The sequence below is a fragment of the Actinoallomurus vinaceus genome (assembly GCF_039542055.1).
Lineage (GTDB): Bacteria > Actinomycetota > Actinomycetes > Streptosporangiales > Streptosporangiaceae > Actinoallomurus > Actinoallomurus vinaceus.
In genome coordinates this window covers 115,892-134,080 of the sequence record NZ_BAABHK010000017.1, presented here as the reverse complement: position 1 = coordinate 134,080, position 18,189 = coordinate 115,892, and the positions used below count along the sequence as shown (strand labels likewise).

At 72.7% G+C, this 18,189-nt stretch carries 16 protein-coding genes and 2 pseudogenes; 12 read left to right on the top strand and 6 right to left on the bottom strand.

Features of this window, described 5'->3' with window-relative positions; genetic code table 11:
* The first annotated feature begins 135 nt into the window (after window positions 1–135).
* Window positions 136–1,020 (top strand): aminoglycoside phosphotransferase family protein, encoded by an 885-nt coding sequence (locus tag ABEA24_RS42385; RefSeq protein WP_345439345.1) that lies wholly within the window; start codon window positions 136–138, stop codon window positions 1,018–1,020.
* Between the two features lie 6 nt (window positions 1,021–1,026).
* Here ABEA24_RS42385 and ABEA24_RS42380 read toward each other — a convergent pair whose 3' ends face one another.
* From ABEA24_RS42380 to ABEA24_RS42360, 5 genes are all read right to left on the bottom strand, one after another.
* The gene (locus tag ABEA24_RS42380; protein ID WP_345439343.1) at window positions 1,027–2,334 is read right to left on the bottom strand and encodes an MFS transporter; all 1,308 of its coding nucleotides are present in this window, start codon (window positions 2,332–2,334) and stop codon (window positions 1,027–1,029) included.
* Window positions 2,335–2,426: 92 nt separating this feature from the next.
* Complete coding sequence (locus ABEA24_RS42375) at window positions 2,427–2,630, bottom strand: hypothetical protein (protein ID WP_345439341.1); 204 nt, start codon at window positions 2,628–2,630, stop codon at window positions 2,427–2,429.
* Between the two features lie 79 nt (window positions 2,631–2,709).
* Complete coding sequence (locus ABEA24_RS42370) at window positions 2,710–3,903, bottom strand: RNA polymerase sigma factor (protein WP_345439339.1); 1,194 nt, start codon at window positions 3,901–3,903, stop codon at window positions 2,710–2,712.
* A 121-nt stretch (window positions 3,904–4,024) separates the two neighbouring features.
* Window positions 4,025–4,522 (bottom strand): cysteine dioxygenase, encoded by a 498-nt coding sequence (locus tag ABEA24_RS42365; protein ID WP_345439337.1) that lies wholly within the window; start codon window positions 4,520–4,522, stop codon window positions 4,025–4,027.
* Window positions 4,523–4,527: 5 nt separating this feature from the next.
* Window positions 4,528–5,415 (bottom strand): amidohydrolase family protein, encoded by an 888-nt coding sequence (locus ABEA24_RS42360; protein WP_345439335.1) that lies wholly within the window; start codon window positions 5,413–5,415, stop codon window positions 4,528–4,530.
* 199 nt (window positions 5,416–5,614) lie between these two features.
* On the opposite strand from ABEA24_RS42360, the pseudogene egtA reads away from it, so the two are divergent.
* The 5 genes and pseudogenes from egtA to ABEA24_RS42335 all read left to right on the top strand — a co-directional run.
* Window positions 5,615–6,754, top strand: a pseudogene (gene egtA, locus ABEA24_RS42355) (ergothioneine biosynthesis glutamate--cysteine ligase EgtA); the annotation flags it as partial.
* 266 nt (window positions 6,755–7,020) lie between these two features.
* On the top strand, window positions 7,021–8,310 hold the full coding sequence (egtB, locus tag ABEA24_RS42350) for an ergothioneine biosynthesis protein EgtB (RefSeq protein ID WP_345439330.1): 1,290 nt from the start codon (window positions 7,021–7,023) through the stop codon (window positions 8,308–8,310).
* Window positions 8,310–9,044 carry an ergothioneine biosynthesis protein EgtC gene (gene egtC, locus ABEA24_RS42345; protein ID WP_345439328.1) on the top strand — a complete coding sequence of 245 codons (735 nt, stop codon included), beginning with the start codon at window positions 8,310–8,312 and terminating at the stop codon, window positions 9,042–9,044. Before egtB ends, egtC begins: the two co-directional genes overlap by 1 nt.
* 49 nt (window positions 9,045–9,093) lie before the next feature.
* Window positions 9,094–10,047 (top strand): L-histidine N(alpha)-methyltransferase, encoded by a 954-nt coding sequence (gene egtD / locus ABEA24_RS42340; protein WP_345439326.1) that lies wholly within the window; start codon window positions 9,094–9,096, stop codon window positions 10,045–10,047.
* A 9-nt stretch (window positions 10,048–10,056) separates the two neighbouring features.
* Window positions 10,057–11,067, top strand: a complete 1,011-nt coding sequence (locus ABEA24_RS42335; protein WP_345439324.1) for a LacI family DNA-binding transcriptional regulator — start codon at window positions 10,057–10,059, stop codon at window positions 11,065–11,067.
* Here ABEA24_RS42335 and ABEA24_RS42330 read toward each other — a convergent pair.
* Window positions 11,061–12,506, bottom strand: a complete 1,446-nt coding sequence (locus tag ABEA24_RS42330) for an aromatic amino acid ammonia-lyase (RefSeq protein ID WP_345439322.1) — start codon at window positions 12,504–12,506, stop codon at window positions 11,061–11,063. The genes ABEA24_RS42335 and ABEA24_RS42330 overlap by 7 nt on opposite strands.
* A gap of 489 nt (window positions 12,507–12,995) precedes the next feature.
* On the opposite strand from ABEA24_RS42330, the pseudogene ABEA24_RS42325 reads away from it, so the two are divergent.
* From ABEA24_RS42325 to ABEA24_RS42300, 6 genes and pseudogenes are all read left to right on the top strand, one after another.
* Window positions 12,996–13,766, top strand: a pseudogene (locus ABEA24_RS42325) (ABC transporter ATP-binding protein); the annotation flags it as partial.
* Window positions 13,767–13,789: 23 nt separating this feature from the next.
* On the top strand, window positions 13,790–14,479 hold the full coding sequence (locus ABEA24_RS42320) for an ABC transporter permease (protein WP_345439320.1): 690 nt from the start codon (window positions 13,790–13,792) through the stop codon (window positions 14,477–14,479).
* Window positions 14,476–15,153 carry an ABC transporter permease gene (locus ABEA24_RS42315; protein ID WP_345439318.1) on the top strand — a complete coding sequence of 226 codons (678 nt, stop codon included), beginning with the start codon at window positions 14,476–14,478 and terminating at the stop codon, window positions 15,151–15,153. Before ABEA24_RS42320 ends, ABEA24_RS42315 begins: the two co-directional genes overlap by 4 nt.
* Before the next feature lie 28 nt (window positions 15,154–15,181).
* A complete protein-coding gene (locus ABEA24_RS42310) occupies window positions 15,182–16,117 on the top strand; it encodes an ABC transporter substrate-binding protein (protein ID WP_345439316.1) in 936 nt (311 codons plus the stop codon).
* 70 nt (window positions 16,118–16,187) lie between these two features.
* Entirely contained in the window at window positions 16,188–17,015 is an 828-nt protein-coding gene (locus tag ABEA24_RS42305; protein WP_345439314.1) for a helix-turn-helix transcriptional regulator, read from the top strand.
* Between the two features lie 115 nt (window positions 17,016–17,130).
* Complete coding sequence (locus tag ABEA24_RS42300) at window positions 17,131–18,093, top strand: DMT family transporter (RefSeq protein ID WP_345439312.1); 963 nt, start codon at window positions 17,131–17,133, stop codon at window positions 18,091–18,093.
* Window positions 18,094–18,189: the final 96 nt, after the last annotated feature.

The window sequence follows — 18,189 nt, the reverse complement described above, 5'->3', positions numbered from 1 at the left end:
GAAGAAGGCGTCACCGGATTACGCGACAGATCGAGGATTCTCCACGAGCCCGGCCGACCGTACGAGGCGCCGACCGGTTCTCCCGGGGTGGAAAACCGATTGACCGGTGGGGCGTCGCGACGATCTCATCGGCGGATGGTCAAGATGCACGCCGACGAGGTGGAGACCGACGCGGAGCTCGTCCAGCGGCTGATCCGCGGGCAGTTCCCGCAGTGGGCGGACCTGCCGGTCGAGCGGCTCGCCTCCGGGGGGACCGTCAACGCCGTCTACCGGATCGGCGCCGGCCTGACCGCCCGGCTCCCGCTCACGGCGGGAGGGGTGGAGGCGCTGGAGCGGGAGCAGCGGTGGCTCCCGAGGCTCGCGCCCGTGCTGCCGGTCACCATTCCGGCCGTGGTGGGCCAGGGCGAACCCGCCGAGGGATACCCGTTGCCCTGGTCGGTCCACCGGTGGATCGAAGGTGAGGGCCCGGTCGAGGGCAGGGTCGCCGAACCCGAACTCCTGGCGCGCGACCTGGCGGCGTTCGTCACGGCCATGCGGAAGGTCGACCTCGACGACGCGCCCGTTGCCTATCGTGGGGTCCCGCTGGCGACCGTCGACACGGGGACGCGTGCGGCGATGGAGGAACTGCGGCACACCGACGAGCCCTTCGACGCCGAGGCGGCGATCGCGGCCTGGGAGGAGTCGCTGGCCGCACCGCCCTGGACGGGCGCGCCGTGCTGGCTGCACTCCGACCTCATGCCCGGCAACCTGCTCGTCGCCGAGGGAAGGCTCACCGCGGTTCTGGACTTCTCCACCGCCGGTCTCGGCGACCCCGCCTGCGATCTGATCGTCGCGTGGAACCTCCTGCCCCCATCAGGGAGGAAGGTGTTCCGGGACGCCCTGGACGCCGACGACGTGACCTGGGCGCGCGGCCGCGGCTGGGCCCTGTCCATGGCCGTCGGCCAGCTGCCGTACTACCGCCACACCAACCCGATCATGTCCGCCAATGCCCGCCACGTCATCCGCGCGATCCTCACCTGACAGAGCTCACTGGGCGCTTGATCTCAGGGCGTTCTCGCTGCCGGTCCGGCCGCGGCGACGGTCCATCTCGCGCCACTCCGGCCGCAGCCCGGCAAGGCTGGTCGTGAGGAAGTACGCGGCGCCGCCGGCCAGCAGCACGGGAACCAGCCCCCACGACGCGACCGCCGCCCCGCCGATCAGCCCGCCCAGCGGGATGCCCGCCCAGGCCACCGAGTCGCCCAGCGCTCTGACCCGGCCCAGCAGGTGACGCGGCACCCGCTCGAAGGAGATCGCCCCGATGATCGGGTTGAGGAAGCCGGCCCCGAACCCGGAGATGGCGAACACCGGGACGATCACCCACATCGGTGCGGTCGAGGCGAGGATGAGGAATGGCGGCGCGCCGGCGATCGTGAACCCGGCGAAGAAGACCAGGCGGCGCCGCATGCGGTGGGCGATCGCAGCGGCACACAGGCTGCCGGCGAGCGCCGTCACCGCGAGCGCGCTGCTGGTCAGGCCGATCGCGGCCGCTCCGTTACCGGAGTCCTTGGCCCACACTGGCCGGAGCACCGCGTTGAACGCCGAGTCCAGCAGGTTGGTGATCCCGACCATGATGACGATGGTGAGCAGGAGCGGCTCTCCGCGAAGGAAGGCGAAGCCCTCGCCGAAACTCCGCCAGTACCCCGGCTCCGCTTGAGCCGATCCCGCCTTCTCCGTCGCGCCGCCCATGCCGCGAGGCAGCACGAGAGCGGTGATCACTGATCCGAGCGCGAAGCAGCAGGTGTTGAGGACGAGGCCGGTCAGCGGGCCGAGCAGTGCGACCAGCGCGCCTCCGGCCGCCGGACCGATGGTGGAGGCCAGCCGTTCGGTCGCTCCGGACAGGCCCGTGGCGCGCTCCGTCGGCACGCGGCTGCGCTCGGCCGCGTCCGGGATCATGACCTCCTTGGCCAGGTCGCCCGGGCCACGTGCCGAGCCGATCAACGCGACCAAGCCCAGCAGCACCGGAAAGGTGAGCAGGCCCGAGGAGTGGAGCAGCGGAATGGCGCCGACGGCGCCGGCGCTCGCCAGGTCGGTGGTCCAGGAGACCGCCCGCGGGCCGGCCCGGTCCACCAGCGGTCCGGTCAACGCCTTGACCAGCACGTAGGGCGTCATCTCACAGAACGCCACCAACCCGGTCCGCGTGGCGCTGCCCGTCGTGATGAGCACGAACCACGGCAGCGCGATGGCCGAGACCCGGGTGCCGGTCAACGACACGGCGATCGCCGTGAGCAGCCCGGCCAGCGGCCGTACGGTCCGCTTCCCGGACACGCCGGCGACGTCCGGGACCTCCCCCGTCACGTCCTCTCCCGGACGGCCACGTCCAACTCCAGGCTCATCCTTCGGGGGCGATCATGGTCCTCACCTTAGATCGCCGGCAACTCCTTGCAAAGTCATTTGCAAAGGAGCGCCACCACGCCCGCGTCGGCGCGGACGTAGAGGATGCCGTCGGCCGGTAGAACGGCCTGCGCGTCCTCGTCGAAGGCGCTCTCGTCGTCCTTCCCGACCAGAATGTCGTCGCGGACGTCGCCGATGCGATGGCCCGTCGTGATCGTCCAGCGGACCTCACCACTGTCGGCGGCGAACGCACGGACCACACCAGACCGATCCGCGACGTCGGCCGGCAGCCCGTTTCGTCGTATCGACGCACCGGGCGGAGGGCCGCGCTCAGCCGGCTCAGTGCTTCGGCTGCCCGGAGTCGCTCTTCTTCGGGGCCGGGGTGGGGCTGGCCGTTACGTTCGGGAGCGGAAGGGAGGGCAGCGACGTCGTCGGGCTCGGGGTCGCCGGGGCGGACGTCGGCGGCTTTGGAGTCGGCGTCGTGGGGCTGGACGGGCTCGTGGGCGGGCGGCTCGCCGACGCCGACGAGGAGGGGCGCGCGGGTGTGGCCGTGCCGGACGGCGACGCCGCGCCGGCCGCGGACGGGGCCGGGGTCGCGCCGACGGGCGAGGACCCGCCGTTCAGCGGGGTCGTGCCTCCGGTCGAGGACGCGGGACTGCTCGTGGACGTGGCCCGGTGCTCGATCCGGGTGTGGTCGTCGACGGTGGAGGCTCCCCGGTCGGTGCCGGCCGGCCAGATCACGATCGCCCCGATGACCGCCGCGGCGCACGCGGCGAGGGTGAGCGTCTCGGTGAGCACGGCGTGCCGGGCACGGGGCTTGCGGTGGTGCCGGGCCGGCGGGGCGGCGGGCCCGACCTTCGGCTGGGGACCGGTGGCCGCCTCGGCCGGGCCGAACAGGACGTCCAGTGGGACGGGCAGGCCCTCGGCGTCGAACAGCAGCGCGCCGCCGGTCGCCCGCTCGGTGGCGGCGCAGGCGGCCAGCACCCGCTCGCGCAGCGACGCCGGCGGGTCGACCGGCCGGATCACCAGCGTGTGAAGGCGGCCCTTCGCCAGCGCCGTCAGCACCTCGTCGTCGGCCTCGGCACCGGCCTCAAGCACGGCGATGACGGCCTGCTCGAGCCGGCGTCGCGCCAACCGGACCAGCAGCTCGGCGGTGTCGCGCGCCACGCCGAGGATCCGCGCGAGATCCTCGGTCTCCAGGACGGCGGTCAGCGCGAGCGCCTCCCGGTGCTCCGGGCGCAGCCGGGCCAGCGCGCGCTCCAGCGGCGCCGCTTCCGGGGCCGCGTGCGGCGGCGCGCCGCGGCGTACGCACTCCGCGCGCGCCAGCGCGTACAGCCACACGGGGAGCGACGCGTCGTCGGACGGCGGCCCCGCCGGGTGACGGGCGGCGGCGACGAAGGCGTCCCGTACGGCGTCGGCGGCCTCGTCGCCGACCATGCGCCGGCAGCAGGCGTACATCAGCGCGCCGTGCTCGTCGTAGAGCAGGGCGAAGACCTCCGGGTCACCGGCGCGCAACGCCTCCGTCAGGGACACCCTCTAACTCCGTTCTGGCACGCAGGCCCACGTAACAAGTCAAGAGCAAGTTACCAGCGGGCCAAAAAACGACGCCAGGGGGATTTCTACCTGAGTTACGTTGTCGAGGGCGACTTCTTCCCTACGCCACCTCGTCGAGGGGGCGGAGTTCGTCCGCGTAGCTGACCGAGACGCGGCGCATCACGCCGCCGTCGTCGATGGAGTACTGCCCGAGGCGCCAGAGCGGGGGCGAGTAGGCGTGGATGGACACGCTGCGGTCCGCCGACCCGACCAGGCGGTGGATGTGCTCGGGGCCGAAGGAGAACGACGTGCCCGCCGCCACCTCCACCTCGACGTGCTCGCCGCCGATCCGGGGGTTGCACTCCTTGAGGGCGCCGTCGACGACCGCGACCGCGCCGGAGGAGATGTCGTGGTCGTGCCAGCCCGTGTCGTTCTCCGGTGTCCAGCACAGCAGCCACACGTCGAGGTACTCGTCGCGGTACAGGGACACGTAGTGGCGCTTGCCGTCGGGGAAGTCCACGAGCTCACGCCACGTCTCGGGACGGGCGGCCAGATCGTCGACGAGGCGGCGCAACTCGTGCCGGTCGAGGCTTCGTGCAGGCAGGGACTCGAAGGCCACGGGGGTCAGTCCTTTCCGGTGAGCAGTCGATGGGGATTCGCCGTGCGGATGGCGTGCTCGGCGGCGTCGCCGAGGCCGAAGTCGGCGGGGGGCCGCGCGTACGGGCGGTCGGAGCCGCACACGATCGGGTCGATGCCGATCGCCCGGACCACGGCGTCCACGGCGCGCGGCCCGTACGACGACGTCTCCACGTAGGCGTTCGGGTCGACCTGGCCGCGTCCGCCGCCGCGGGCGGCCAGGCGTTCGCCGTGCAGGGGAGCGAGCCCGGCGAGCAGCGCGAAGCACACGCGCAGGCCGGGATGGCGCGGCCGCCCGAACGCGCGGAAGGCGAACCAGGCGGCGTGCATCTGCTGGACGTACGGCACCAGCGCGGGCCACCACGCCGGCCCGTCCGCCACCGGCGCCGGGCCGGGGTGGACGAGGAGCGGCCGGCCGCGCTCCTCCAGCAGCGCCAGAAGCGGCCCGCACCGGTCGTACCCGGCCGCGTCGAGCAGTGCCGTCGCGGGCAGTTGCAGGCCGGTGAACCCCTGGTCGAGGAGGCGGGCGAGGGCGGTCGCGTCGATCTCGGCCAGGCCCGCCGAGGCCCACGCGCGGAACCGCTCGGGCAGCAGCAGCGCGTCCGCGTGGTGCGCGTCGAGCAGCGGGCCGCCCTCCTCGGGGGGCAGGAACTCGACGCCGAGCGGCGAGGACAGGGAGGTCAGCGCGAGATCGACGCCGTCCTCCGCGAGGGCGGCGGTGCGGCGTGCGACGTCGTGATCGGCGGGATCGACCTCGTACGGGGCCTCGCCGGGGAGGTGGAGCGTCCAGTGGTCGAGCCGGGGAGGGGCCGGGCGCCTTCGGAGCGCGTCGATGAACGCCGGCCCCCAGAGGTGCTGGTGGACATCGATCCGCACGTGCTCTCCTCCTTGGGCCGGATGTTCCTGAACCGGTTCACTGAACCGTATCAGTGTACCGGTTCAGTTGACCGTTTCACCCGTTCAGCGGTCACCCGGTGGACATCTGGGGCTTTACGTAATGAAAAACACTTTTCGGATTATTGATGCGGTTCAGTAGGGAAAGCTCTCGGTTCGTCGCCGGATCGGAGGTGCGCCGATGAGCCGCCTGACCATCGATGAGATCTACGAACATGTGAAGGGAGTGTGCTTCAAGACCGGGCCACCCGGGCTCGTCGGCGTGGAGACCGAGTGGTTCGTGATCGACCGGAACGCCCCTGCGCGGAGCGTTCCGCTGTCGCGTGTCCAGGCGGCGATGGAGGCGGCCGGGCCTCCGCCGGCCGGAAGCCGCATCACGTACGAGCCCGGCGGCCAGCTCGAGCTCAGCTCGCCCCCGCGGCGAGGCCCCGCCGCCGCGTACGCCGCGATCGCGCGGGACATCGCCCACGTCGGCGCTCACCTGGCCGAGGAGGGCTTGGCCCTGGACGGACGCGGCGCGGACACCCGCCCGACGGTGTTCCAGGCGACCGAGGGCCGCTATCGGTGCATGCGGGACTACTTCGGGGAGTCCGGCCTGCGCATGATGTGCGGCACGGCCTCGCTCCAGGTCTGCCTCGACATCGGCGCCGACGACAAGGACGCCGCCCGGCGATGGCGGCTCGCGCACGCGCTCGGTCCCGTGCTGGTCGCGGCCTTCGCCAACTCGCCCGGCCCGGCCGCGCGGTCGAGCCGGCAGATCGTGTGGGAGACGCTCGACCGGGGGCGCACCGCGCCCGTCGGCGGCGACGACCCCGCCGAGGCGTGGACCCGCTACGCCCTCGACGCGCAGGTCATGCTCATCCGCGACGGCTGGGTGGCGGCGCCGGGGATGACCTTCCGCGAGTGGGCGGCCACGGGCAGGCCCGACCTCGGCGACCTGGCCTATCACCTGTCGACGCTGTTCCCGCCGGTCCGGCCGCAGGGCTGGCTCGAGCTGCGGATGATCGACGCACTGCCGGAGCCGTACTGGCCGGTGCCCCTCGCCGTCGCGACCGCGCTGCTGGACGACCCGCTCGCGGCCGACGCCGCCGAGGAGGCCGCCGAGCCCGCCCGGGACCGCTGGCGGCAGGCCGCGCGGGACGCCCTCGCCGACCCGGTGCTGGCCCGCGCCGCCCGGCGCTGCTTCGAGGCCGCCCTGGACGCCCTGCCCCGGCTCGGCGCCGACACGCTCATCCCGCCGGTGGAGGCGTACGCCCGCCGCTTCGTCGAACGCGGCCGCTGCCCGGCCGACGAGGAGGCCGAGCGACCATCCGACGCCGAGCGAGGCGGGCGGAGTGGCCGGGTGAGGGAAGAGCCCGCTCGCGGAGCGAGTGCGAAGGCCGGGCGACCGGCCGACGCCGAGCGAGGCGGCCGCGGAGCGAGCGAGAAGGCCGCGCGAGGGGCCGGCGACGAGCGACCCACCGACCGGGCCGGTGAACGACTCGCCGGCCGGGCCGACGGACGTCGAGCCGCGAGACCCGACGCGTACCCGGCCGTGCCGGGCGTCCCCGCCGGGCCGCCCGCCACGACCGCCGAGGAGGAACCCACGTGGACCTGAAGGAACGGATCGCGACCGAGCTGATCGCCGCGCGCGAGCGCAGCGTCGGCCTGACCCTGGAGGCGCTCGACGAGCCGGGCCTGGTGACGCAGGTCTCGCCGCTGATGTCCCCGCTGGTCTGGGACCTGGCGCACATCGGCAACTACGAGGAGCTGTGGCTGCTGCGCGCCGCCGCGGGCCAGGAGGCGATGCGTCCGGAGATCGACAACCTGTACGACGCGTTCGAGCACCCACGCGCCGAACGGCCGAAGCTGCCGCTGCTCACCCCGGCCGAGAGCCGCGCCTACATCGACACGGTGCGGAACAAGGTGCTCGACTCGCTGGAGAAGGTGCCGCTGACCGGCGGCCCGCTCACCGAGGGCGGCTTCGTCTACGGCATGGTCATCCAGCACGAGCACCAGCACGACGAGACGATGCTCGCCACCCACCAGCTCCGCAAGGACGGCCCCGCGCTGCTGGACCCGTCCCCGGCGGAGCCTCCGGCGGGGGACGTCGCCCTGGCCGGGAAGGAGGCGCTGGTCGAGGCGGGCCCGTTCGTCATGGGCACCTCCGACGACCCGTGGGCGTACGACAACGAGCGCGGTGCGCACACCGTCGACCTGCCCGCCTTCTTCATCGACGTCACACCGGTCTCCAACGCCGCGTACCTGGCGTTCATGGAGAACGGCGGGTACGACGACCCGCGCTGGTGGCACCCCGACGGCTGGGACTGGCGCATACGGTCCGGCAAGCGGGCCCCGGCGTTCTGGCGGCGGGAGGGCGGTCAGTGGCTGCGCCGCAGGTTCGGCCGGACCGAGCCGATCCCGTCGGCCGAGCCGGTGCAGCACGTGTGCTGGTACGAGGCCGACGCCTACGCCCGCTGGGCGGGCAAGCGGCTGCCCACCGAGGCCGAGTGGGAGAAGGCGGCGAGCTGGGACCCGGCCGCGGGCCGCAAGCGCCGCCTGCCCTGGGGGGACGACGGCGAGCACGCGAACCTCGGGCAGCGCATGATGCGGCCCGCCCCGGTCGGCTCGTACCCCGAGGGGGCGTCGGCGTACGGCGTGCGGCAGCTGCTCGGCGACGTGTGGGAGTGGACGTCGAGCGACTTCCGCGGCTACCCGGGGTTCCGGGTCTTCCCGTACAAGGAGTACTCCGAGGTGTTCTTCGGCACCGACTATAAGGTGCTGCGCGGCGGGTCCTGGGCCACGCACCCGATGGCCTGCCGGACGACGTTCCGCAACTGGGACTATCCGATCCGCCGGCAGATCTTCGCCGGGTTCCGCTGCGCGAGGGACGTCTGATGTGCCGTCACCTCGCCTACCTCGGCCCGCCGCGCACCCTGCACGAGCTGCTGTACGCCCCGGAGTTCTCGCTGGAGCGGCAGGCGTACGCGCCGCGCATGAACGGCACCTGCATCCTGAACGCCGACGGGTTCGGCGCGGGCTGGTACGACCCGGCCCGTGACCGGCCCGTGCGGTACCGCCGGTCCCAGCCGATGTGGACGGACCTGTCGTTCGCCGACATCGCCGAGGTCGTCCGGAGCGGCTGCGCGGTCGCGGCGGTCCGCTCGGCGACGCCCGGCTTCCCGGTGGACGAGTCGTGCGCCCAGCCGTTCACCGACTCCGAGCGGCTGTTCAGCCACAACGGGCGGGTCGAGGGGTTCGCCGGGGTCGAGGCGAAGCTGCGGGAGCTCGCCGGCGACCTCGCGCCGGTCCCGGACGCCCGCGCGCCGGTGGACTCGGCCCTGGTGTTCGCGCTGGCCGCCGGGCGGTGGCGCGCCGGCGGAACCCTCGCGGAGGGGCTCGCGCACGCGGTGGAGGTCACCGCCGCGCTGGCCCCGGGCCGGTACAACCTGCTCGCCGCCGACGGGCGTTCGCTGGCCGCCACCGTCTGGGGCGACACGCTGTTCGTCCGGCGAGGCGAGGGGGCGGTGATCGCCTCCGAGCCGTACGACGACGAGCCCGGGTGGGAGGAGATCCCCGACCGCTCCCTGGTGACGGTCGATCACCTCGAAGTACGCGTAGACCCGCTCTGAAAGGGCCCCACCGGGCCGACGACGGACACGAGAACATCGGGAGGCAATCGTGGATCGCTTTCTCACCCCCGACGACCTGGGGAAGGCGCTGCGCCGGGACGTCGCCGAAGGCCTGGGCGCCAGACCGAGGACCCTGCCCGCCAAGTGGTTCTACGACGAGCGCGGCAGCGAGCTGTTCGAGGAGATCACCCGGCTGGAGGAGTACTACCCGACCCGCCGCGAACGCGCGATCCTCGCCGCGCGGGCGCCCGAGATCGCCGAGGCGACCGGCGCGCGCACGCTCATGGAGCTGGGGGCCGGGTCGGGGGAGAAGACCCGGATGCTGCTCGACGCCCTGTCCGGCACCCTGCGCACGTACGTGCCCGTCGACGTCAGCGGCGACTTCCTCGCCCGTGCGGCCGCACAGATCGCCGAGGACCACCCCGGCCTGCGGGTGCACCCGGTCGTGGCCGACTACGAGCGGCACATGTCCCTGCTGCCCGACGGGGAGCGCCGCCTGGTCGTGTTCCTCGGCGGGACGATCGGCAACATGACCCCGGCCGAGCGGGTGTCGTTCCTCAGCGCGCTGCGCGCGACGATGGACGACGAGGACGCCCTGCTCCTCGGCGCGGACCTGGTCAAGGACGAGAAGCGACTGGTCCGCGCGTACGACGACGCGCGCGGGGTCACCGCGGAGTTCAACCGGAACGTCCTCAATGTGATCAACCGGGAGCTCGGCGCGGACTTCGTCCCGGAGCGCTTCGCGCACGTCGCCCTGTGGAGCCCGGGAGACGAGTGGATCGAGATGCGCCTGCGGTCACTGGAACCGCAGGTGGTCCATGTGCCGGCGATCGACCTGGAAGTGGAGTTCGACGAGGGGGAGGAGGTGCGTACGGAGATCTCCGCGAAGTTCCGCCGGGAGCGCCTGGAGGCCGAGGCAGGGGCGGCCGGCATGACGATCGACCGATGGTGGACGGACGCGGACGGCGACTTCGCCCTGACTCTTGTCAGACCCGGTCTATAGGGTTGGAGCGTGGCGCAGCAGCAACGCAAGCGAGCGACCATCCGCGAGGTGGCGAAGGCGACGGGGCTTTCGCCGGCCGCGGTCTCGTACGCGTTGCGCGGCATCCAGACGTCGGAGGAGACGCAGCAGCGGGTCCGCGAGGCCGCCCGTGAGCTGGGCTACGAGGCGCATCCCATCGCCCGGGCCCTGGCCAGCGGGCGCACCGGCATGGTCGGCCTGCTCTGCGGCTCCCTCGAGGACCTGTGGCAGCAGTCCCTGGCCGTCGGCATCGGCCGGGCGCTGTTCGCCCGCGACCGCTACGCCATCATCCTCGACGCGGCCGGCGACCCCGAGCGGGAGGTGACGCTCGCCCGGCAGCTGCGCGACCAGCGCGTCGACGGCCTGATCGTGCAGCCGGTCGACCCGGCCGCCGATGTCTGGGCCGAGCTGGGGGAGAGCCTGCCCGTCGTGTCCATCGGCGACTCGCTGCGCGGCGGGCACGCGTACGGCGAGGTGGTGTTCGACAACCGCGCCGGCGTCACGCTCGCCCTGGAGCACCTGCACCAGCTCGGGCACCGGCGCGTCGCCGTGCTCACCCCGACGCGGGCCAGCACCCCCGACCGCCCCGCCGACGTGCACGTCCACGCCGAGGCCGAGCGCATCGGGATCGCGGTCCACGTCGTCACCTCGCCCCAGGACCTGCCCGGCGCCACCGAGACGGCCCTGACGGTGCTCGGCGAGGCGGACCGGCCGACCGCGCTGTTCTGCTTCTCCGACTCGATCGCCTACGGGGCGTACGCCGCGACCCGCGCGCTCGGCCTCGCGGTGCCCGGCGACGTGTCGGTGGCCGGGTTCGACAACCATCCGATGTCCGCGCTGCTCACGCCGCCCCTCACCAGCGTCGACTGGGACATCGACGACATCGTCCACTCGGCCGTGCGGGTGATCGTCGGCGGCATCGACGGCAAGCCGCGCCGCCGCCGCATCGTCTGCGAGCCGAGCCTCCTCCCACGCGAATCGACCGGGAAATGCCCTCAGTAGGAGCCGTACGGCGCGATCCGGGCCAGCAGGTCGGCGGCGGTGGCGATGTCGGTGTCGAGCGGCCGGTCCTCGACCGCCGGGTCGAGCGCGTCGGCCGTCTGGGCGTACACCTCGCCGAGCCGCCCCAGCGGGATCCGGTTCTGCATGCGCAGCGCGCGCACGGCCGCGACGAGCTCGCAGGCGAGCGCCGTGCGGAACGCCGTGATGACGTCCGTGGTGGCCCGCGCCGACTGGGTGGAGAAGCCCGCGTGCTCCTCGACGCCCCGCGACAGCACGGCGCTGCCGAGCGCCGCCGGGGCGGCGAGCCGCCGGATGTCGGCGATGGCCGAGTGCGCGACGTACTCCAGGATCATGATCCCCGAGCCGGGCTCGCCGGGCGCGGCCTGGAAGGCCTCCAGCCCGGTGAAGGCCGGCTCCACCAGCGTGCCGAGGCGGGCCGCCGACAGCGCCGCCGTCTGGAAGATCGCGGCCCGTACGGCGTCGAGCGCCAGGCCCACGTACGCCGTGTGGAAGTTGCCGTTGTGCCAGACCGTGCGGTTCGCCACGTCGACGAGGGGGTTCTCGGCCGCGGCGTTGATCTCTCGCGTGACGACGCCCTCGGCGTGCTCGGTGACGTCCACGGCGGGGCCGTGCACCTGGGGGAACGCCCGGTAGCCGTACGGATCCTGGATGCGGGCCGGGCGCAGGTCCAGGTCGGCGGTCAGCGCGCGCATCGCCTCGGCGACCCGGCGCTGGCCGGGGTGCGGGCACGCCTCGTGCACGGGCGCGGCGAAGGCCTCGATGGAGCCGCGCACGGCCAGCAGCGACAGCCCGGCCACCGGGATCGCCGCGCGCAGCAGCTCGGTGACGTCCCGGCAGGCGAGCGCGGACTCGCCGAGCGTCGCGGCGTTCGAGCTCATGAACGCCAGGGCGTCGGTCGGGCGCAGCGGGAAATGCGGGCCGGCGGCCCCGCCCTGCCAGGGGCGTTCGCCGACGAGGCAGAGGGCGGTCGCGGCCAGCGCGGTCAGGTCGCCGGTCCCGATCGCGCCGTACGCCGGGATCGGGGGGATCGCCCACCGGTTGATCGCGTCCGACAGCGCGCCGAGCACGCCCGGGTCGACGCCGGAGCCGCCCGCGGCGATCTGGTTGAGGCGCACGACGAGCATCGCGCGCACGGTCTCGGCGGGCAGCAGCGGCCCGGCCCCGCCGGCGTGGCTGCGCAGCAGGCGCAGGCCGTGGGCGTCGTCGTCCTCGATCGCGACGTTCCGGTTGGCGCCCACGCCGGTGGTGCGGCCGTAGACCGGCTGCCGGTCCGCGACGTCGCGGGCGACCTCCCAGGCCTGCCGGGCCCGCTCGACGGCTTGTGGCGAAACCGTGACCAAAGCGCCACTTCTGGCGACAAGCCCCACGATGTCGCAGGTCAGGCCACTGCCGTTGATCTCCACGGCCGTCTGGTTCATCGTTGAAACCTTACGACGAGGGAATATGCCACTATCTTGACCTTTAATCTCGGATAAGTGAGAGGCTGCGCCACTCGTGATCGAACCGGACCTTGTCCTCCGGCGACACCCCGACGCCACCCGGCCGCGGGACGGGGTCTCCGCCCCGGCCGCGTCGTCGGCGCGCGCCCGGAGCGTGATGTTCCGGATGATAGGCGGTGGATTTCGGGCCGCCAGGGCCTGGACGCTCCTCCGGTGTCCGGGTCCATCGTCCGCCATGCTTCCGGCGGGCGGATCCGGTGTGCGCAAAATGCCGGTTACGCTGCTGAAACGTACCCGTCATGCCTCTCCGCGAGCCTCTGTCAAGAGTCTCGCATCTCAGACACAAGCAGGATCGGCCGGGTGTCGTGACCGCCGCCGGTCGAGTCCAATAAGGGACCCATACGGCCATCCGGTCACGCGTCGACGTGGGGGCGGGTCGCGCACGTTCCACGCAAGGGAGAGCCAGTCTTGATCAAATTCGACGGCGTCTCGAAGCGGTACGCCGACGGCACGGTGGCCGTTGACGACCTCACGCTCGAAATACCCACCGGACAGATCACGGTCCTCGTGGGCCCGTCCGGCTGCGGCAAGACCACGACGCTGCGGATGATCAACCGCCTGATCGAGCCGACCAGCGGCACCATCACGATCGACGGCGAGGACATCCGCAGCCAGGACCCGGCCCGCCTGCGCCGCGGCATCGGCTACGTCATCCAGCACGCCGGGCTGTTCCCGCACCGGACGATCGTCGACAACGTCGCGACCGTGCCCTACCTGCTCGGCTGGGACAAGAAGAAGGCCCGGGCCACGGCCATGGAGCTGCTGGAGCGCGTCGGCCTCGACCCGAAGATGGCCAAGCGCTACCCCTACCAGCTGTCCGGCGGCCAGCAGCAGCGCGTCGGCGTCGCCCGCGCGCTCGCCGCCGACCCGCCGGTCATGCTGATGGACGAGCCGTTCAGCGCCGTCGACCCGATCGTGCGCAGCAGCCTGCAGGACGAGTTCATCCGGCTGCAGTCCGACCTGCGCAAGACCATCGCGTTCGTCACCCACGACATCGACGAGGCGGTCAAGCTCGGGCACACCGTCGCGGTGTTCAAGGTCGGCGGCGTCCTCGCCCAGCACTCCACGCCCGACGAGCTGCTCGGCCACCCGGCCGACGACTTCGTCAAGGAGTTCCTCGGCGGCGACAAGGGGCTCAAGCGGCTGCGCTTCAACCGCGAGCTCGACCTGCGGGACGAGCCGGGCGTCGGGGCGGCGGAGCGATGAACGTCATCGCCGCGGCAGACGGCGAGCCCCTCATCCGGTGGGACTGGATCGGCGACCACACCGGCCAGCTCGCCGACCTGACCGTGCACCACCTGAAGCTCGCGCTGCTGCCGATCCTGTTCGGCCTGGTCCTGGCGATCCCGCTCGGCGTCATGTGCGTGCGCTGGCGCTGGCTCTACCCGCCGACGCTGGGCGTCGCCAACGTCCTGTACGGCGTGCCGTCGCTCGCGTTCTTCATGCTGCTCATCCCCTACTTCGGGATCGGCTCCGGCGGCAAGGCCGACTTCACCATCATTGTGCCGATGACGCTGTTCTCCCTGTCGGTCCTCGTGCCCAACGTCGTCGACGGGCTCCGGTCCGTTCCCGACCCGGTCCGCCAGGCCGCCACCGCCATGGGCTTCGGCACGCTCCGGCGGCTGATCCAGGTCGAGCTGCCGATCGCGGTTCCCGTCGTCATCGCGGGCGCGCGAGTCGCCACCGTCGCCTCCATCAGCCTGGTCAGCGTCGGCATGCTCATCGGCAACGGCGGGCTCGGGCAGCTGTTCATCGACGGCTACGCCCGTGACTTCACCACACCCATCATCGTCTCCTGCGTGCTGATCATCGCCCTCGCGCTGGTCAGCGACGGTGTCCTCGTCGCCGCGCAGCGCCTGCTCACGCCCTGGGCCCGGAGGAGGACCCGATGAACCTCGCCGACCAGATCAGGGCCGCCTGGACCTGGCTCACCACCTCCGCCCACTGGAGCGGCGGTGACGGCATCCCGCACCGGCTGCTCGAGCACCTCCAGTACAGCGCGCTGGCCCTCGTGATCGCCGCCCTCATCGCGCTCCCGCTCGGCGCGATCGTCGGCCACACCGGGCGCGGCGGGTTCGTCGTCGTGACGATCGCCAACTTCGCCCGGGCCATCCCCACGCTCGGCCTGCTCCTGATCATCGTTACGGTGATGTCCATCGGGCTCACCCCCGTCCTCATCGCGCTCACCGCGCTGGCGATGCCGCCGATCCTCGTCAACACGTACGAGGGCATCCGCGGCGTGGACCCCGACATCAAGGACGCCGCCCGGGGGATGGGCATGACCGGCCCGGGGATCCTGCTGAAGGCCGAGGTGCCGGTCGCGATGCCGCTCGTCCTCCTCGGCCTGCGCACCGCCGCCATCCAGGTCGTCGCGACCGCCACCATCGCGGCGGAGGTCGGCATCGGAGGCCTCGGCCGTTACATCATCGACGGCCTCGCCCGGAAGGACTACCCGTCGGTCGTCGGCGGCTCGGTGCTGGTGCTCCTCCTTGCCGTCGCCGTCCAGGTCGCCTTCGTCGGCATCCGGCGGGCCGTCGTGTCGCGGGGCCTGCGCAACCAAGCCTGAGCTCATGATTCACAGGGAAGGAATATCCATGATCCGCATAGTCCGTGGGGCCGCCGTCGGTGTGGCCGTCGCGCTGGCCCTCACCGCCTGCGGGAGCAGCGGTGACAAGAGCGGCGGCAACCCGCTCGACCAGAAGAGCAGTGGCGGCGGCTCGGGAGGCGTCGTCGTCGGGTCGGCCAACTTCCCCGAGAGCCAGCTGCTCGGCGAGGTGTACGCCCAGGCGCTGGAGGCCAAGGGCGTCAAGGTCACCAAGAAGTTCAACATCGGCAGCCGTGAGGTCTACTACGACCAGGTCAAGTCCGGCGGCATCACCGTGATGCCGGAGTACAACGGCGCGCTGCTGACCACCTCGGTCGACAAGACCAGCAAGGCCGTGACGACCGACGAGGTGAACGCCGCGCTGAAGGCGAAGCTGCCCGCCTCGCTGGAGGTCCTCGACTCCTCCAAGGCCGAGGACAAGGACTCGGTGACGGTCAACTCCCAGACCGCCGCCAAGTACCACCTCAAGTCGATCGCCGACCTCAAGCCGGTCGCCGGGCAGCTCACGATCGGCGGCCCGTCGGAGTTCAAGACCCGCGAGCAGGGCCTGGTCGGGCTGGAGAGCAAGTACGGGCTGAAGTTCAAGAAGTTCCAGCCGTTCGACGCCAACGCGCAGACGACGCTGGTCAAGCTGCTGAAGAGCGACAGCATCCAGGCCGCCGACCTGTTCACCACGGACCCGACGATCGCGGCCAACAAGTTCGTCGTGCTGGAGGACCCCCAGAACGTCTTCAGCGCGCAGAACGTCACGCCGCTGGTCTACAAGTCCGGCCTGAACGACACCGGCGTCGCCGCCCTCAACGCGGTGTCGGCCAAGCTCACCACCGCCGACCTGCTCGCCATGATGACCAAGGTCGTCGGCGACAAGCAGGACGCGAGCACCGTCGCCAAGGACTGGCTCAAGCAGGCCGGCCTCGGCGGCTGACCCGGGCAGTGCGGCCCCTCGGCGATCGCCGAGGGGCCGTCCGCGCATCCCGGAAGGAGGTGAGCGCGCGGTGAGCGCACGGGAACTGGCACAGTGGACCAGGGCGCGGCTCGGCCGGTGCGGGCCCCCGCTCGACCTGCTCACCGCCCGTTTCGACAAGCACGTCTACGCCCCGCACGCGCACGCGGAGTTCACCGTCGGCGTCTGCGTCGGCGGCGCGGAGTCCATCGACTACCGCGGCGGCCGCATCCGTACCGGCCCGGGCACCATCGTCGTCCTCGAGCCCGGCGAGATGCACACCGGCGGCCCCGCCACACCCACCAGTGGCTACGCCTACCTCGCGCTGTACACCGACCCGGCCCTGCTCACCGACGGCGTCCTCGGCGGCGTTCCGCACTTCCGGGAACCGCTCCTCGACGACCCCGAACTCGCCGGAGCGCTGCGCGCCGCGCACATCGACATCGCCCGCTGTCCCGACCCGCTGGAGGCGGAGTCCCGCCTGCCCTGGCTGCTGACCGCGCTCGCCCACCGGCACTCCACCGCCCGCCCGGTGAGCGACACGGTCCCCGGCGCCGCCCGGATCGCCCACACCGTCCGCGACCGTCTCGCCGACGAGCTCATCGCCCCGCCCTCCCTCGCCGGCCTCGCCGCCGAGCTGGGTCTGTCCCGCTACCAGCTCCTGCGCGCCTTCCGCACGGCGATGGGCGTACCGCCGTACGCGTGGCTCGCCCAGTACCGGGTGACCAGGGCTCGCGCGCTCCTGGAGTCCGGGCTGCGGCCCGCCGAGGTGGCCGCACTCGTCGGCTTCGCCGATCAGGCGCACCTCACCCGGTGGTTCCGGCGGGTGCTGGGAGTGACCCCGGCGGCGTACCGCACCAGCGTGGCAAGGGCCGCGTAAGCGCGACGCGAGGGCTGTGTAGGCGCGACGCGAGGGCCGGTTGGCGTGAGGCGAGGGCCGCGTGGGCGCAACAGCGTTCAAGACGGCGCCCGCCGGCCCGGCCGATACTCGCCGCATGACTGCACGCGGTTGGCTCCTGTTCTCCCTGATGGGAGTGGTCTGGGGCATCCCCTATCTGATGATCAAGGTGGCGGTGGACGCCGTGTCCCCGTCCACGGTGGTGTTCGCGCGCTGCGCGCTCGGCGCCGCATTGCTGCTGCCCTTCGCGTTGCGGCAGGGCGGCCTGGCCCGCACCGTACGGGCGCACTGGCGTCCCCTGCTGGCCTTCGCGTGCATCGAGATCATCGTCCCCTGGTTCACCCTCAGCGACGCCGAGCGGCACCTGTCCAGCTCCACGGCTGGCCTGCTGATCGCGGGCGTGCCGATCGTCGGGGTCGTCGTGGCCCGCTTCTTCGGCGACACGGACCGGCTCGGTCCCCGGCGGGCGGCCGGCCTGGCGGTGGGCCTCGTGGGCGTCGCGGTCCTCACCGCGCCGCACCTGACCGGCGGCGACGCCCGCTCCCTCGCCGAGGTGTTCCTGACCGTGCTGGGCTACGCCACGACGCCGCTGATCGCCGCCCGCTACCTGAAAGACGTCCCCTCGCTCCAGCTCACGGCCGCCTGCCTGGCCCTGGCCGCCCTGGTCTACGCGCCCGTGGCCGCCGTCACCGGTCCGTCCACCATGCCGTCCGCGAAGGTCCTGGCCGCGCTCGCCGGTCTCGGCGTTGTGTGCACCGCGGTCGCCTTCGTGGCCTTCCTGGAGCTGATCAAGGAGGCGGGCCCGACCCGCGCCACCGTCATCACGTACGTCAACCCGGCGGTCGCGGTGGCGGCCGGGGCGCTGTTCCTCGACGAGCCGCTGACGCCCGGGATCGTCACCGCCTTCGCGCTGATCCTGGCCGGCTCGGTCCTGGCGACGGCGGGCCCCGCCGCCAAGGAATCGCGCGACGGGTCCGGCGCCGTCCGCCGGACCGGCGCGCCGCGCACGCCTGATGCCTTGGTCGGCACGGCGGACGAGCCCGGCGTCGAGTGCCCCTAAGGCGTGTCTGACAAGTCCCGTTCGTAGCGAGCGGCGTCCAGGCGGCGCGTCGCAAGGCGGAGGAGGGAGTCAGCCCGGTGTCGGCCGGCGACTCCT

Coding starts and splice junctions, on each gene's coding strand:
- ABEA24_RS42385 (WP_345439345.1), top strand. CDS start 136: ATGGTCAAGATGCACGCCGACGAGGTGGAGACCGACGCGGAGCTCGTC.
- egtC (WP_345439328.1), top strand. CDS start 8,310: ATGTGCCGTCACCTCGCCTACCTCGGCCCGCCGCGCACCCTGCACGAG.
- ABEA24_RS42330 (WP_345439322.1), bottom strand. CDS start 12,506: ATGAACCAGACGGCCGTGGAGATCAACGGCAGTGGCCTGACCTGCGAC.
- ABEA24_RS42320 (WP_345439320.1), top strand. CDS start 13,790: ATGAACGTCATCGCCGCGGCAGACGGCGAGCCCCTCATCCGGTGGGAC.
- ABEA24_RS42315 (WP_345439318.1), top strand. CDS start 14,476: ATGAACCTCGCCGACCAGATCAGGGCCGCCTGGACCTGGCTCACCACC.
- ABEA24_RS42310 (WP_345439316.1), top strand. CDS start 15,182: ATGATCCGCATAGTCCGTGGGGCCGCCGTCGGTGTGGCCGTCGCGCTG.
- ABEA24_RS42300 (WP_345439312.1), top strand. CDS start 17,131: ATGACTGCACGCGGTTGGCTCCTGTTCTCCCTGATGGGAGTGGTCTGG.